Origin of the sequence: Croceicoccus marinus (assembly GCF_001661675.2) — a bacterium.
Lineage (GTDB): Bacteria > Pseudomonadota > Alphaproteobacteria > Sphingomonadales > Sphingomonadaceae > Croceicoccus > Croceicoccus marinus.
Genome location: NZ_CP019602.1, coordinates 2,406,137 through 2,420,844, shown reverse-complemented (window position 1 = coordinate 2,420,844; position 14,708 = coordinate 2,406,137). Strand labels below are relative to the sequence as shown.

Here is a 14,708-nt window from a genome sequence, read left to right as displayed (position 1 = left end):
CTACGGTACTGAAACCTGCGTCTTTACTACGCGCTATACAGAAACCTGCCTTGATGCATCACGATAAAGATCTTCAGCGACTGGCCGAGGAGGTTGGCACCGACAATAGCGGCGGTCTTCTCCGCAAGGTCGGCGACAAGCTCACGAAATGGCGCTGGTTCGCATTGTTCGTGATCGCACCCACGCTGATCGCCTCGCTGTATTACGGGGTGATCGCGGCGGACGTGTATGTCTCGGAATCGCGTTTCGTGATCAAGGCGCCCGACCGGCGTGCCAATTCGATGTCGTCGTTCAGCAGCTTCATGCAGAACGCCGGCCTGGGCGGCGGGCAGGAGCAGAGCAGCGAGATCCTGGGCTATCTGCGCTCGCGCGATGCCCTCGTCGACGTCTCGCGCTCGGTCGACGTGCGCGCGATCTTCTCGGCGGAAGAGGCCGACTTTCTCAGCCAGTTCCCCGGCCCGTTCGAAAGCGGTAATTTCGAGGACCTGTACGAATATTACAACGAGATGGTCTATGCCGGTCCCGATGCCGAAACGGGGCTGACGATCCTGCAGGTCAATGCGTTCCGGCCGGAAGATGCGCAGACGCTGAACGCGGGCCTGCTTGACCTGAGCGAGCAATTGGTGAACCGGCTGAACGAGCGGGTCAACGCTCAGGCCATCGACGAGGCGCAGGACCGCGTGCAGCTTGCCGAGCAGCGGGTGCGCAATGCGCGCGTGCAGCTGGCGGCCTTTCGCAACCAGTCCGACCTGCTCGATCCCGAGCAGCAGGGCGCCGCCGTGCTTGCGGTATCGAGCAATCTGATCACGCAGGAAGCGGCCATGCGTGCCAAGCTGTCCGAGGTCGAGGCCGCGACGCCCAATCATCCCTCTCTGCCCGCCATGCGCGAACGGGTGGCGGCGCTGGCCCAGCAGGTCGCCGAACAGACCGGACGCGCCGTCGGCACGCCGGGCGGCATCGCGTCGAAGCTGACGGGCTATGAAACGCTGCTGGTCGAACAGGAATTCGCGACGCAGATGCTGACGGCTGCCAACGCCTCGCTGGAACAGGCGCGCGCCGAGGCCGTGAGCCAGCAATATTATCTTGAACGGGTGGTCGAACCCAACCGCCCTGACGATGCGCTGCTGCCGAACAGGCTCAAGAGCGTGCTGGCCGTGCTGTTCGCCTGCCTGTGCCTGTACCTGGTCGGCTGGATGCTCGTCGTCGGAATACTCGAGCACGCGCCGGACGACTGATGGAACGCTTTGCTGAAGGCCTGCGGATCCAGGCCAAGGTTATCAAGGCGCTGATGGTCCGCGAACTGGTCACCCGCTTCGGACGCGAGAATATCGGCTTCCTGTGGATCATGGCCGAACCGCTGCTGTTCGCCGGAATGGTGGGCACGCTGTGGTCCTTCCTTAAGGGTCCTGAAAGCCACGGGATCGGCATCATCCCCTTTGTCGTCAGCGGCTATATCCCGCTGACGTTCCTGCGCCATTCCTTCGGCCAATCGGCCAAGATTTTCGTCGCCAACAGCGCGCTGCTGTATCACCGGCAGGTCAAGGTGCTGGATTTCGTCTTCGTGCGGGTCGCGCTGGAAGCGATCGGTGCGATGATGGCCTATATCTTCGGTGGGATCGTGCTGATGTTCTTTGGCCTTTTCCCGATGCCCGCCGATGTCGCGCTGCTGATCGCGGGCTGGGCGATCTACGTGCTGTTCGTCCTCTCGATCTGTCTCGTCCTTGCCCCGCTGTCGGAAGTGTCGACGGTGGTGGAGAAGCTGGTCCCGGTTAGCGTCTATATCGCGATCCCGCTGTCCGGCGTGTTCAACATGGCCTCGTGGCTGCCCGAAAAGCTGCGCGATGCGCTGATGTGGTCGCCGCTGGTCTCAGGAATGGAGATGATGCGCGCCGGCCTGTTCGGCGAGCTGGTGCTTCCCTATTACGACGTGCCCAAGGCGCTGATCGTCAGCTTCGGGTTCATCTTCGCCGGGCTGGTGCTGTGCCGCCGGGTTCGCCGGACGCTGGCCGTGGCATGATCCACTGCCGCAACCTCCACAAGCAGTACCGCAGCGGCCCGGTCACCAAGACGGTGCTGCGCGGAGTCGATTTCACGATCAACCCGCGCGACCGCATCGGCCTGCTCGGCCGCAACGGCGCTGGCAAGTCCACGCTGATCCGGCTGATCGGCGGGGTCGAGATGCCGACGTCGGGCAAGATCGTGCGCAAGATGAGCTGTTCGTGGCCGTTGGGCTTCAACGGCGGGTTCCAGGGCAGCCTGACGGGCTTCGACAACGCCCGCTTCATCGCGCGCATCTATGACAGACCCTATCGCGAGATGCGCGATTTCATCGAGGAGTTCACCGAGCTTGGCAGCCAGCTGCGCATGCCGGTCAAGAACTACTCGTCGGGCATGCGCGCGCGGCTGGCCTTCGCCCTGTCGCTGGCAATCGAATTCGAATGCTATCTGATCGACGAGGTGATCATGGTGGGCGATCGCGCTTTCCAGAAGAAGTGCGAGGAGGAATTCTTCGAACAGCGACAGGACCGCGCGCTGCTGCTTGCCTCGCACAGCCTGGAGATGGTCAGGAAATACTGCAATCGCGCGATCGTCCTGCACCAGGGCATCGCCACCATGCACGAGGATGTGGGCGAGGCCCTTTCGATATACGAGGGGCTTTGAGGGCGCATCACTTGGCCAATGGCTTTTCAAGCGACGGGAAAAATGACGGGTTCGGGAATGCAGCAAGACATCATGACCATCAAGCAGAGCGGCTTGTTTGACGAGAACTGGTATCGGACCCAGTATCCGGACGTTGCCGACGCCGGGATCGATCCGGTCGAACACTATCTCTGGATCGGTGCGCATTTGGGGCGTAATCCTTCCCCGACTTTTGACACGGGTGCCTATCGCGAACGGCATGTCGGAAGCCTTGCCGAGAATGAGAACCCGTTGCTTCACCACGTCCGCACGGGCGCGCCTATACCAATTTCGGCGGCTGGGACATCCGGTCCGGTAGGTGCGGCAACGGCGTCATTGCCGCTGACCGATCCCGCCGGCATTGCCTTTTCCGTGATCATGCCGACCCGCGACCGGGCTCATTGCATCGTGGCGGCAATCGATTCGCTGATGGCGCAATCGCACCGCAACTTCGAGCTGGTGATTGTGGACGATGGCTCTACCGACGGAACCGAGCAGCTCGTCGCGCGCAAATATGCCGATGCTCTGGCCGCCGGGCAGATCGTCTATATCCGTAACGAGACTGGCTCCGGCGTGTGCATGGCCCGGAATATCGGCTTGTCAAAGGCATCGCGGAAGTGGATCACATATCTAGATTCCGACAATACGATCCGTCCGGAGTTTCTCGACACGTTCGCGCAGGCGATCGTACGTAATCCGCAGACACAGACGATTTATGCCAACTTCAAGGTAAACGGTAGCGACAGGATCGGTGGACGCGCCTTCGATCTGAAAGATCTGGCGTCACGCAATTTTATCGACATCGGCGTCTTCTGTCACTCGCGCATGTGCTACAAGATGCTAGGCGGTTTCGACAGCGAATTGAAACGCCTTGTCGATTGGGAACTGATCCTCCGCTATGCCAAGGTGTTTCCGCCGGTACATCTTCCGGTGGTGCTGATGGACTACTGCGACCGTGATTCCGACGAGCGTATCACGCGCAACCAGTCCTATCCCCAGGCCCGCATGCAGGTTCACCGCAAGCATGATTTCCGCCCTACGGTAACCATCGCGGTCCTGAGCTACAATCAAGAAGAATATATCCTTCAAGCGCTGGAAAGTGCGATCTGTCAGAAGGGCTGGTTCACCTTCGAAATCCTGATCGCCGATGACGGATCGACGGACCGCACGCCAGAGATCATAGCGGAGTTCGCGAAGAAGCATCCACATGTCGTGCGAAACATCTCGAGCCCATTCAACATGGGTATATCCGAAAATTTTCGCCGCTGCTTCCGGGAAGCGGCAGGCGAATATATCGCAATCCTCGAAGGCGACGACTATTGGGAAGCCGACGATAACATCGCAAGGAAAGTCCGCTTCCTGCGGGAAAGTCCCGAATGCTCGATGGTCTTTTCGAAAATCAAAATGGTGCGTGAGAAGAATGGGTCGCAGGAGGTCCGATATCTCGAGCGGCAGATCAAGCTGAAGACCGACAAGCTAACCGGTTCGGATTTCATCGCGGATCCAAACATGAATCTGATAGTCAATTTCTCAGCCTGCGTCTTCGTTACCGACCTTATGAGAAGGCTTCCTTATCATGCCTATACGTACCGTCTCTCTGAAATCACTGTCGCGTTCTTCCTCGAAAAGCATGGGCCGATCGGATATATCAATGACGCGATGACCGCCTATCGTCATCACAGTGGCGGAACATGGTCGGGCCTGACTACACCGGGCAAGATACGCAATGCGATGGAAATACGCGAGATCGTTCGCGATGTGGCTGATCCGAAATATCGTCCTGCGATCCAGGTTGTGATCGACGAATATGTCGAAAAACTCGAAAAGCTTGAAAGCCAATCCCGTGCCGCAGCCTGAGCCTGTTCCGGCCACGCATCGCAATGTCATGGTCGGCCGCGATGGCTGGCTGTTCCTTTGCCAGGATACGAATGATGTGATGGCGCAGGTTACGGGTCGTTATCCGCTGCCCGGCGATTTCCAGGATCGGTGGCGCCGCCTGTTCGAATACCGCGCCTCGCGGATGGCGGAACTAACCGATCGCTACTTCTTTGGCATCATTCCCAACAAGGCCTGCGTCTATCCGCAATAACTTCCCACCGAGATTGTCCTCGCGGAACGCCGACCGGTTCATGACATCCTTGATGCGGCACAGGGCCGTATCCCGCATCGTTACTTTCTGGACGACCTGATCGCCGGCTCGCTGGATTATCAGACCTATTGCGAGGGCGATACACACTGGAACCATCGCGGAGCCGCATGCGCCTTTAACGTGCTGATGCGGGAACTGGGGCTGCCAGAACTCGGCGCGGAAGATATTGCATTCGACCTGCGCACCATACCCGGCGATCTGACGGAAAAGATCGGCCAGACGACCGAAACGCAACTGGGTCGTATGCTCAACCCCCGATTCAGGCTGGTCGAGGATAATGGCGTCAATAATGTGGGCCGACTGCTGATCATGGAGAACGAGGATACCAGTCTGCCTACATTGGTATTATTTAGGGACTCCTTCGGTTCCGCGCAGATGCAGATGTTCGCATCGCGCTTCTCACGAGTGGTCGCTGTATGGCAGCCGAATATCGATTACGGCATCATAGCGCGCGAAAAGCCCGATTTCGTGGTCAGCCAGCAGGTCGAACGTTTCCTCGTCAGCGTTCCCGATGACGCTGCTGGACCGACCAATGCGGAGCATGTTGCGAAGAAGCGCACTGCAAGCTGATCGATAAAATCGCTGGCCCAATATCCAGAATAGGCAGGTCCCCGCCCCTGGACCCACCCACCCGCTTCAGCCGATCGGCTCGCGGCCTTCGTGCCTGCCGTGGCGCATGAAGTGAACGACAGGGTCCATGCCTTCGCCGGCCACGTCGGGATAGCGCTGCAGATAGCTGGCAGCATCGAACAGGCGGCGCGACTTGAGCCGGGCGTGTTCCTTGCTCCGCCTCCACGAGCGTGGCATCAGTGCCCACCAGCGAGGCGTGGCGTTCAGGACGGCGGTGATCTCGACCATGCGCTCGCTGTCGTCCGCAATCTTCTGCCGCTGCGTCTCCGCAGTCTTTAGCAGCCGGGTCATGGTGGCAAGCTCGCCATAGCGGGCGCGCAGGCTTTCCTCGGCCGCGCGCAGCTTTTCCGGCGTTTCGGACGATCCGGTCTGCTTTGGCATGGCTGCAGCCAGCTTTTCCACCTTCGCTCGCTCGCGCTTGAGTTGGGCAGACAGATTGCGGGTCGCCGCCTTTTCGGCCTTCAGTTCGGTTTCCAGCCGCGCCGCGCGATTTCGCACGCGTGCAAGCTCGGCTGCGAATTTCTGCCGTTCGTGGGATAGCCGGAACACCCAGCCATTGGCTTCCGTCAGATCTTTCTGCAGCTTGCCGGCTTCGTCAGCAGCCTTGCGATACTTGTCGCGCTCGCTGCTCGTCTGCGCGATTTCCTCCTCGCGCTGGCGCAACCTGCTTTCAAGGGTGGCCTGCGTGGCCGCGGCGTCCTTTCTTGCATCGTCCGCTGCCTTGACCGCCTGCTCGCGCTCGTCCTTCAGCTTCTTCGCGCTTTCGCGCTCGGTCCGCAGCAGTTGCATGTCCTCGGTCGGGCCGACGGACTTGAGCGGTTCGGCGACGCCTATGGTCCAGACGTTGAACCCTTCGACCTCCGCATGGATGAACCGGCCCGACAGGCCGCCTTCGTCCGATCCCTTGCGGAACACCGCGACAAAATCGTTCCAGTTGTCCTTCTTGCGCGGGGCGATGAAACTCTCGATCAGGCGGACTTCCATGTCCTGCGACGCGGCCCAGCGTTCGAGGGCACGGCCGGAATCGGGATAGAAGCGCCAGTGATCCTCGGGATAGCGGTGGACTAGCCCGTTGGACGGCGCGTTGATGTACAGCATGCCCCCCTCGCGAAGAAGCCGCACCAGGTCGAGGAAGGTGTTCCAGAAGGCGGGGTCATGCTCGAACACCGAGGAGGCCAGCACCAGATCGAAACTGCCGTCGGCGAACGGCAGCGGCTGGCCCGGCTTGACGATCATGTCGACGCCATCGCCCGCCTCCAGATCGACGCCGAGATAATGGCTGCCTTCGGGCTGGAACTGCCGAAGCGAGCCGTTCACGTCCAGCGAACCGATCTCGAGTATTTTCTGGCCGGCGCCGCCGCCGTAGATCTCGATCGCCAGACGGCCGATCTCTAGTGCAGTATCATGCATCCTGAACCGACGCGCTCCTGTCTGACGGAATGGTGTGACGCATCGCGGCGAGCGATGGCTGGCGGACCTTCGTGGGTCGTACCGCATGTCAGGGAAACGCAATTGCCCGTCAAATCCGGCGAAGGCAAGGGTGCAATTGCCGCGCCCGTGCCTAGCGCCCCGCTCGTTCGCAATCAGTGTGGGAAACCCGCCACATAGGTCTCGCTCGCGCGGTCGAGATGCGGGTGATGCCATGCATCGACATGTCCGATGCTGTCCCAGCGCTGCTGAAACACGGCGAGTTCGCGCAAATAGCGTTCCATGTGTTCGGGCGCGAAGTCCAGACCCCGCGACTTGCTTTCGTGGTGCACGAGCGTGGCGGCGGGGGTGTAAATATTGGACAGGCCCAGCGCGCGCAGCCTCAGGCACAGGTCGACATCGTTGTAGGCCACCGCCAGCCCTTCCTCGTCCAGCCCGCCGACCGCGTCGAAATGCGTTCTGGCCACCAGCAGGCAGGCGGCGGTGACCGCGCTGGCGCCGCGCGCGACATGGGCCTGCGCGAAATAGCCCGCCTCGCCCTCGACCAGTCCGCGATGCGCATGGCCCGCGGCGTTGCCCATGCCGATGACCACGCCCGCATGCTGGATCGACCGGTCGGGATAGAGCAGCCGTGCGCCCACCGCGCCGACGCCGGGCTGAACAGCCTCGCGCACCATGGCGGTCAGCCAGTCGGGATGCACGATCTCGACATCGTTGTTAAGGAGGCAGAGGAACTCGCCCGAGGCATGGCGCGCGCCATGATTGTTGATCGCCGAATAGTTGAACGGGTGCGGCCAGCGCAGAAGCTGCACGCGCGGATCGGCGGCGATACCCGCCATATAGTCCAGTGTTTCGGGATCGCGGCTGTCGTTGTCGACCAGTACGATGTCGAAATTCGGATAATCGGTGTCTTCGAGCAGACCTTCCATGCAGGTGCGCAGCAGTTCGACGCGGTCGCGCGTGGCGACGACGATACTGACGCGGGGGAGCGGCGAGGGCAGGTTCCATTCGACCGCGACCGCTCCGTATTGTCCGGCCCGGATGGTCGCCCGCCCGTCCAGCAGGCGCGCGACCGCGACGCGGCGGCTTTCCTGTTCACGCAGCCATGCACCCACCGGCGTACGGGCCGTAACGCGGGGGACGTGACGAACGGCAAGGGCGGGCCCCGCCGGATCGAGCGTCAGACGCAGCAACCGTTCGTAAAGCGCCTCTCCGGCGCGCGGCGGCACGGCGGCAAGATCGGCCCTGACCGCATTGACCGGAAGCGCGCAGGCATGGCCGATATAATCCTGCGACAGGAACAGGCGCGGGTCCCATTGCGGCTTCAGCCACGGATCGCGGCCATGGCCGCCGCCGGGTCCGAATTCGTCCTGATCGCCGTAAAGCAGGCAGGGGACACCAGAGGCCGTGGTCGCCGCCGCATAGGCCGTCAGCGCGTCGCCGGGCAGGGCGTCGCAGGCTGCCAGCGGGACCAGCAGCTCGATCCCCAGCCCATGCGCTGCATCGAGCGCGGCGCCCAGGCCGGACAAGCGGTCCGGAAACCGGCCGGCGACCAGTTCGACCGCGCCGTCCAGTGAGTCGGTCGGCGCGCCGTCGGCGGCGGTTACCAGAATGCGCCGCGCCGCAAGGCTCTGCCGCCGCGCCGAGGTGAGCGCGCGGCGGATCTGTTCGGGCCGGCCGCCGGGCTGCAGATGCAGATGAACGGCCAATCCGGGCAGCGCGTCATCCTCCACCCCCGACAGGACGCCGAAATCGTCTAGCGCTGCCGCCTGCATCCGGCGCTGGTGCGCGAAGGGAAGGCTGGCGATTGCGGCGTGCAGCCGGTTGCGCGCGCGCACCCGCTTGCCGCACAGCCTTGCCCAGCCCGCGCCCGCCAGCCTGCCCGGACGGAGCAGGACCAGCAGCAGCGCATCGCGTATCGCCGCGATCCGGCGGGCCGACTGAAGGTTTGAGTGTCGCGTCATTGCAATCGCATCAGGGGCGTTGCCCGGCCGGGACGGATTGTGCGCGAGGGGGGCATGGTCCTTTCCCGCACGGCGCAATCGGTTGGACGAGTAAAGCGAGTTCGGCCTTTGCCTGCCAATGGTAATTCGTTAGGTGGGCCGATCGCTATAACAGACTGGTTTGCAATTGCGCATGAATTTTAGATATTGCTTGGTGCCTGTCACGCTGGGCATCCTGTGCGGGTGTTCGACGCTGCCCAGCACCGGGCCCACCGGCAGCCAGATCCGATCGACTGCCGAAGAGGCGGTCGAGAGCGGAACGGGCCCGCAGATTGCTATTGTCGAAGTGGACCGCGCGGAAGTCGTGCCCCCGGTGCTTCCCCCCGTCGAGTGGACCCTGCCGATGCAGCCCACGACGCCGACCGACATCGTCGGGCCGGGCGACGTGCTGGCAATCAGCATCTATGAAGCGGGCATCCCCCTGTTCGGTAGCACGGGCGCGAGTGCGGAGATGGGCGGCAGCTTCGACCCCGCAGTCAAGATGCAGGCGCTGCCCGCCAGCCGCGTCAACGACGACGGTGAGATTACGATTCCCTATGTCGGCCGGCTTAATGTAAGGGGCCGCACCGTCACCGAAGTGCAGGAGATGATCAGCCAGTCGCTGCGGACCCTTTCGCAGGATCCGCAGGTGCTGGTGAACCGCGAGCAAGTCATCACCAATTCGGTGATCGTCGCGGGCGAAGTCGTGCAGCCGGGGCGGCTTGTGCTGCAGACGAACCAGGAAAGCATGTCCGACGTGGTCGCGCTTTCGGGAGGTTATCGCGGCGATCCCAAGGACCTCGTCCTAAGGGTGAAGCGTGGAGAGAACGAGGCGCGCATCCGGCTGAGCAAGGTCATGGCCGGCATGTACGAGGATCTGAAGGCCTATCCCGGCGACCGGCTGACAATCCTGCCCGAACCGATGATGTATTCGGTGATGGGCGCGTCGGGCCGGGTCCAGCAGTTCCCGTTCACCCGTGACACGATGACGGTGATGGAGGCGATTGCCAATGCAGGCGGCCCGGATCGCAGCACGGCGGACCCGCAGGCGGTGTTTCTGCTGCGCTTTACCGGGCCGAACGGCGCAGAGCCGGTCGTCTATCACTTCAACCTGATGAAGACGCCGACCTATTTCCTGGCGCAGCAATTCGCGCTGCGCGACGATGACATCCTCTACTTCGGCAATGCCGAGGCGAACCAGCCGCGTCTGCTGATCCAGACGATCAGCCAGCTGTTCGCGCCGGTTGTCACCGTGACCACCGTGGCCAACACCCTCGGCAACTGATCGTTCGCGGGCATCGGCCCCGGCACCGTACCGGGGCCGACGTCTTGCGAATCATTCCGGAAGCAGCGCCTTGCCCTCGAACCGGGCGACGGCATGGCGCACCACCTTTTCCAGCGCTTCTTCCGAAAAGAAGCCGCCGGGGATCAGGCAGCGATCGACCAGCACGCGGCGAAAGGCCGCGAATGTCTGCTGATCGGGGGCGGCGGGGTTCGTCCAGAACGCGTCCAGCCCGTCCTGGCAGGTGATGTCGGGAATGTCGTAGACCGCGTGCCCCAGCACCACCACCGGCACGCCCAGCGCCAGCGCCAGCGTGCCGCTGGTGCTGTTGATCGTTACCATGCCGCGCGCGCGCTGGGCGATGGGCACGATATCGCCCCAGCCCATGTAGTCGACCCGGTCGGAAATGCCGAACAGCGCGGCCAGGCTCTCGGTCTCCTCGCGCCAGTTGCGCACCCCATTGTCGAGCGGATGCTCCTTGACCACCAGGCGCGTATTCGCCGGGGCGTGGCTGGCGAAGGATTCCAGCACCAGCCGCATCGCGTCGGCCACGCCCGCGAAGGGCGAATGCAGCCGGATCTGCGCATCGCTGTCGAGCTGCAGCGGGAAAAGGTAATATTCCGGCTGCTCGATCACCAGCCGTTCGATCAGCGCGGTGGCCTGCCTGCGCACCGCCTTGCGGCGACCCAGCTTGCGCATCCATCCCACGCCTTCGATCACCGGGTGCCACGGGCGATGGTTGGTCCAGTGCGGATAGGCCCGCCGCGTCAGCACATCGCCGACATTGTACAGCAGCCCTTCCAGCGCGCGCCTGCGGAAGGACGAGGGCACTTGCCGGTGTTCGGGCACCGGCGGCAGCGCGGCGGCGGCGTCGCGGTACCATTGCGGATCGCGCGGCAGCAGCGAATGGCCGTTCACCCCGCCCAGTTCCAGCGTCACCCAGTCGGGCCTGATATAGCCTTCCTCGAACACGTGGACGGGCACGCCCATTTCGCGGCAGACGGCGGTGGCGGCCAGATGGTGCAACCGGCAATCGCCGAACAGCACGACATCGGTAACCTGCTTGTCCTGCAGGATCGCGCGCAGCGCCTCGGGCCAGTCCTCGAGCGAACCGCGATATTCGATACCGCCGGGCAGGCGCCAGTAGAGCCGGTCGCCGCCGTTGAAGTTCACCTTGTGGACCGCATGGCCGTCTTTCAGCAGTTCCTGCCCCAGCCGGCGGAAAAGCGGGCCCATCAGGCCCTGCAGCAGCAGCACGCTGCGCCGTTCGGGATTGCCTTCGTCGTTAGGTTCGGCGGCCGGCGTGGGAAAACGGCCGGACCGATGCCCCAGCGCCCTGTCGGGAACCGCCGGCACGGCATTTTCCTTGTCGGTCAAACGATACATATGCTGCTTCCGCTAATGCGTTCCGGCCCTGAATCCAATGGGATCGGACCCGTCTTACCCCATCAGACGAAGCCAGAGCGTAACTACCTTGACCATGGGATGAACTATGCGCACGGACGTTGCCCTGATGTCACAATTCAACCATGCCTTTGCTTTCCGACGGACACCCCGGTGATCCTGACCGTCCTGCTGCCGATACTTCCGCTGATCGCGGCCGCGCTGGTGCTCGACGGGCTGGCTCGCCCGCAGGCCGCGCGGCGTTTCGGCGCCGGCTGGCGCAGCGTGGAGGGCAGCGTGCTGCTCGCGCTGGTCAGCGTGGCCCTGTATGGCGGGTTCCTGGCCTTGTGCGGGAATGCGGCGCTGTCCGTCCTGCTGGCATTCGCGCTGCTGGCCCTGCTGACGCTGGCGTCGAACGCCAAGCGGGCGATGCTGGGCGAACCCCTGCTGTTTTCCGACCTGGCGCTGGTGGGCGCGATTTTCCGGCATCCGCAATTCTATCTGTCGGCGCTGACCAGATTGCAGATCGCCGCGATGATCATCGTCGCCGTGCTGCTGGCCGCGCTGGTGGCCTGGCTGCTGGTGCCCGAACCGCTGCCGCACTTGCTGGGCGCGGGATTGGCGCTGGCCAGCCTGGCGGCGCTGACTGCGATCATGCGCCTGCCGCGTTTCGGCGCGCTGGCGCTTGTGCCCGATGCCGAAGCCGATGTGATGCGGCTGGGGCTGGTGCCGACCTTGCTGCTGCACTGGCGCCGCTGGCGCGCCGTTGTCGAGGCGCCCGCCCGCCCGCCAGTCCGCCGCGCCATCGGCGGGGGCGACGCGCCGCAGCTGATCGTCGCAATCCAGTGCGAATCCTTTGCCGACCCGGTCGATCTGTTCGGCGATCCCGCACTGGCGCTGCCCGCGCTTGCCGGGGCGAGAAACGATGCGTGGCAATGGGGACGCCTGCAGGTCAGCGGTTTCGGCGCCTATACGATGCGCACCGAATATGCAGTGATCTTCGGGCGAGAGGAAAGCGAACTGGGCTTTCGCCGGTTCGACCCCTTCCTTACCGCGCTGCGTGACACGGCCTATGCCTTGCCCCGGCGGCTGGAGCCTGCTGGCTGGAACAGCATGTTCATCCACCCGCACGACATGCGCTTTTATGGCCGCGACCGGATCCTGCCCGCCAGCGGCTTCGCGCGCCTGGTGGGAGAGGACAGTTTCGACCCGCCCGCCAAGGGCGAGGGGCGCTATGTCACCGACGCGGCCATCGCCCGCAAGATCATGGAACTGGCCCGTGAAGCCGCCGATCCGACGCTGCTCTATGCCGTGACGATCGAGAATCACGGCCCGTGGTCGGCGGACGAGAGCGCCGAAGATGCGCCATCGGGAACGCAAGCCAGCCGCCTCGTCGCCAAATATCTGCGGCTGGTGGCAAAGGGCGATGCGATGCTGGCCGATCTGCGCGGCGAAATCGCGGCGCTGCGCCGGCCCGCCATGCTGGTCTTCTTCGGCGACCACCGGCCCAGCATCCCCGGCGCCAGCGAGCCGGGCGGCGAGCGCCACACGCCCTATGTCGTGCTGCGCTTCGATGGCCAGGGGCGGCCGATTCGCGGCGACGGCCAGCGCCGCGACCTGACGCCCGCCGCGCTGCATCATCTGGTGCTGGACTGCACGCTAAGCCCGGCGGCGGACTAGCCCCCGGGCGGAGCGAGGCCGCGCAGCAGGCGCGCGCGCAGGCCGGTGGGCAGCATCCGATCGATCACGCGCAAGGCGGCGAACGGCCAGGGCGTGACGAAATGGCCCTTGCCCGCCATTGCCGCGCGCGCGATCCGCCTCGCGGCTTCGTCGGCGCCTAGCAGCAGCGGCTTTGGTCCCGGAACCGCGCGCCCGGCGGGGGTGTCGATGAAGCCCGGCGCCGCCAGCGTCACGGAAACGCCCAGCGGCGCGGCGGCGATCCGCAGCGCCTGGGCATAGCGGGCCAGGCCCGCCTTGCTGGCCGCATAGGCCGCCGCAAAGGGCAGCGCATGCTGGCCTGCTGCCGATCCGATCAGCACCACCCGGCCGCCGCCGCGTTCGGCCATATGCTGGACCAGTTCGCTGGCCATCGCGGCGGGCACGCTGAAATTGACCTGCCCCAGGCGCAGCGCCAGCCCGGCGCTTTCGATGCGCTGTCCCGGCGCGCGCGTGTCGCCCCTGCCTGCGACCAGATAGGCCATGTCGAATCGCATGTCGGCATCTTCTGCCCGCAAGGCATCGAGCGCCGCCTCGCCATCGGCAAGATCCAGGCTGCGCACCTCTACCGCCGATCCCAGCGCGCGGCACTGGTCGGCCGCCGCGTCCAGCCGGGCGCGATCGCGGCCCCACAGGCACAGCGAAACGCCCGGCGCCGCATGCACGCGCGCCAGCGCCGAACCCAGCCCGCCCGACGCGCCGGTGACAAGGATCCGTTTCGGACCGGAAATGCCGGGAAATGTGCGACCTATTTTCGACATGTCGGCATCATCTGTCTTTCATACAGGCCATTTCGGTGCGAACCGCTTGACAGCGGCAGGGCCGTTCTGTCCAGACTTGGGGGCAATGAAACGCGCCGCTTCCATCGATAACCGCATGCCCCTGTTCCAGAACGCGTGGCTGGAGCGGCTGACGGTCGTATCGCTCTCGTGGTTCCTGGTGACCTGGGGCGTGCTGCTGCCGCTGATCGCGCTGGCGGGCTGGGGCGCGGTCGGTCCGCTGGCGGGGCTTGGCCTTTCCGCCGCCGGGCTTCTGGTGTGGAGCCTGTTCGAATATGCGATGCACCGCTTCCTGTTCCACTGGAAGGCGCGCTTCGCACCGCTTCAGGCGCTGGCCTTCCTGATCCACGGCAGCCACCATCTGCAACCGAACGACCGACTGCGCAATCTGATGCCGCCGGTGGTCAGCATTCCGGTCGCGCTGTGCATCTGGGGCATTTTCGCACTGCTGCTGGGCGATGCGGGCACATGGGCTTTCCTGGGCTTCATGCTGGGCTATGTAATGTACGACCTGACCCATTTCGCCTGTCACCAGCTGCCGATGCGCAGCGGGCTCGCACGCGCGATCAAGCGCCATCACATGCGTCACCATCATATTGACGAGAATGCGAATTACGCGGTCACCTTCCTGTTCTGGGACCGCGTCTTCGGAAGCCATCTGCGCTCGCTGAAGCGCTGAC

13 protein-coding genes are annotated in these 14,708 nt (G+C 64.1%); 9 read left to right on the top strand and 4 right to left on the bottom strand.

Features of this window, described 5'->3' with window-relative positions; genetic code table 11:
* The first annotated feature begins 53 nt into the window (after positions 1-53).
* The 6 genes from A9D14_RS11555 to A9D14_RS11530 all read left to right on the top strand — a co-directional run bounded on the left by A9D14_RS11555 (position 54) and on the right by A9D14_RS11530 (position 5,398).
* A complete protein-coding gene (locus A9D14_RS11555) occupies positions 54-1,235 on the top strand; it encodes a KpsE/RkpR family capsule polysaccharide export protein (RefSeq protein ID WP_066846589.1) in 1,182 nt (393 codons plus the stop codon).
* Positions 1,235-2,017 (top strand): ABC transporter permease, encoded by a 783-nt coding sequence (locus A9D14_RS11550; RefSeq protein ID WP_066846586.1) that lies wholly within the window; start codon positions 1,235-1,237, stop codon positions 2,015-2,017. The genes A9D14_RS11555 and A9D14_RS11550 overlap by 1 nt, the downstream gene beginning before the upstream one ends.
* Positions 2,014-2,661, top strand: a complete 648-nt coding sequence (locus tag A9D14_RS11545) for an ABC transporter ATP-binding protein (RefSeq protein ID WP_066849014.1) — start codon at positions 2,014-2,016, stop codon at positions 2,659-2,661. Before A9D14_RS11550 ends, A9D14_RS11545 begins: the two co-directional genes overlap by 4 nt.
* Positions 2,662-2,733: 72 nt before the next feature.
* Positions 2,734-4,536, top strand: coding sequence for a glycosyltransferase family 2 protein (locus A9D14_RS11540; protein ID WP_198302014.1), 1,803 nt, complete (start codon positions 2,734-2,736; stop codon positions 4,534-4,536).
* Positions 4,508-4,768 (top strand): alginate O-acetyltransferase AlgX-related protein, encoded by a 261-nt coding sequence (locus A9D14_RS11535; RefSeq protein WP_157668213.1) that lies wholly within the window; start codon positions 4,508-4,510, stop codon positions 4,766-4,768. Before A9D14_RS11540 ends, A9D14_RS11535 begins: the two co-directional genes overlap by 29 nt.
* A 180-nt stretch (positions 4,769-4,948) precedes the next feature.
* On the top strand, positions 4,949-5,398 hold the full coding sequence (locus tag A9D14_RS11530) for an alginate O-acetyltransferase AlgX-related protein (RefSeq protein WP_066846577.1): 450 nt from the start codon (positions 4,949-4,951) through the stop codon (positions 5,396-5,398).
* A 66-nt stretch (positions 5,399-5,464) separates the two neighbouring features.
* Here the strand turns inward: A9D14_RS11530 and A9D14_RS11525 are convergent, their stop codons facing one another.
* Entirely contained in the window at positions 5,465-6,868 is a 1,404-nt protein-coding gene (locus tag A9D14_RS11525) for a methyltransferase domain-containing protein (protein ID WP_066846575.1), read from the bottom strand.
* 173 nt (positions 6,869-7,041) lie between these two features.
* Complete coding sequence (locus tag A9D14_RS11520) at positions 7,042-8,850, bottom strand: glycosyltransferase family 2 protein (RefSeq protein WP_066846573.1); 1,809 nt, start codon at positions 8,848-8,850, stop codon at positions 7,042-7,044.
* A 193-nt stretch (positions 8,851-9,043) separates the two neighbouring features.
* On the opposite strand from A9D14_RS11520, the gene A9D14_RS11515 reads away from it, so the two are divergent.
* Positions 9,044-10,153 (top strand): polysaccharide biosynthesis/export family protein, encoded by a 1,110-nt coding sequence (locus A9D14_RS11515; RefSeq protein ID WP_232468527.1) that lies wholly within the window; start codon positions 9,044-9,046, stop codon positions 10,151-10,153.
* 51 nt (positions 10,154-10,204) lie between these two features.
* Here the strand turns inward: A9D14_RS11515 and A9D14_RS11510 are convergent, their stop codons facing one another.
* Positions 10,205-11,386: a capsule biosynthesis protein gene (locus A9D14_RS11510; RefSeq protein ID WP_066849011.1), complete on the bottom strand. Its 1,182-nt coding sequence runs from the start codon at positions 11,384-11,386 to the stop codon at positions 10,205-10,207.
* Positions 11,387-11,707: 321 nt separating this feature from the next.
* On the opposite strand from A9D14_RS11510, the gene A9D14_RS11505 reads away from it, so the two are divergent.
* A complete protein-coding gene (locus A9D14_RS11505) occupies positions 11,708-13,213 on the top strand; it encodes an LTA synthase family protein (RefSeq protein ID WP_232468525.1) in 1,506 nt (501 codons plus the stop codon).
* Here the strand turns inward: A9D14_RS11505 and A9D14_RS11500 are convergent.
* The gene (locus A9D14_RS11500) at positions 13,210-14,010 is read right to left on the bottom strand and encodes an SDR family NAD(P)-dependent oxidoreductase (RefSeq protein ID WP_066846566.1); all 801 of its coding nucleotides are present in this window, start codon (positions 14,008-14,010) and stop codon (positions 13,210-13,212) included. The two genes, A9D14_RS11505 and A9D14_RS11500, sit on opposite strands and share 4 nt — an antisense overlap.
* An 85-nt stretch (positions 14,011-14,095) precedes the next feature.
* On the opposite strand from A9D14_RS11500, the gene A9D14_RS11495 reads away from it, so the two are divergent.
* Positions 14,096-14,707 (top strand): sterol desaturase family protein, encoded by a 612-nt coding sequence (locus A9D14_RS11495; RefSeq protein ID WP_066846564.1) that lies wholly within the window; start codon positions 14,096-14,098, stop codon positions 14,705-14,707.
* Position 14,708 lies beyond the last annotated feature (1 nt).

Bases quoted from the DNA above. Each gene is read 5' to 3' on its own strand.
- A9D14_RS11500 (WP_066846566.1), bottom strand. From the start codon at position 14,010: ATGTCGAAAATAGGTCGCACATTTCCCGGCATTTCCGGTCCGAAACGG.
- A9D14_RS11550 (WP_066846586.1), top strand. From the start codon at position 1,235: ATGGAACGCTTTGCTGAAGGCCTGCGGATCCAGGCCAAGGTTATCAAG.
- A9D14_RS11510 (WP_066849011.1), bottom strand. From the start codon at position 11,386: ATGGGCCCGCTTTTCCGCCGGCTGGGGCAGGAACTGCTGAAAGACGGC.
- A9D14_RS11520 (WP_066846573.1), bottom strand. From the start codon at position 8,850: ATGACGCGACACTCAAACCTTCAGTCGGCCCGCCGGATCGCGGCGATA.
- A9D14_RS11525 (WP_066846575.1), bottom strand. From the start codon at position 6,868: ATGCATGATACTGCACTAGAGATCGGCCGTCTGGCGATCGAGATCTAC.
- A9D14_RS11540 (WP_198302014.1), top strand. From the start codon at position 2,734: ATGACCATCAAGCAGAGCGGCTTGTTTGACGAGAACTGGTATCGGACC.
- A9D14_RS11495 (WP_066846564.1), top strand. From the start codon at position 14,096: ATGAAACGCGCCGCTTCCATCGATAACCGCATGCCCCTGTTCCAGAAC.
- A9D14_RS11545 (WP_066849014.1), top strand. From the start codon at position 2,014: ATGATCCACTGCCGCAACCTCCACAAGCAGTACCGCAGCGGCCCGGTC.
- A9D14_RS11555 (WP_066846589.1), top strand. From the start codon at position 54: ATGCATCACGATAAAGATCTTCAGCGACTGGCCGAGGAGGTTGGCACC.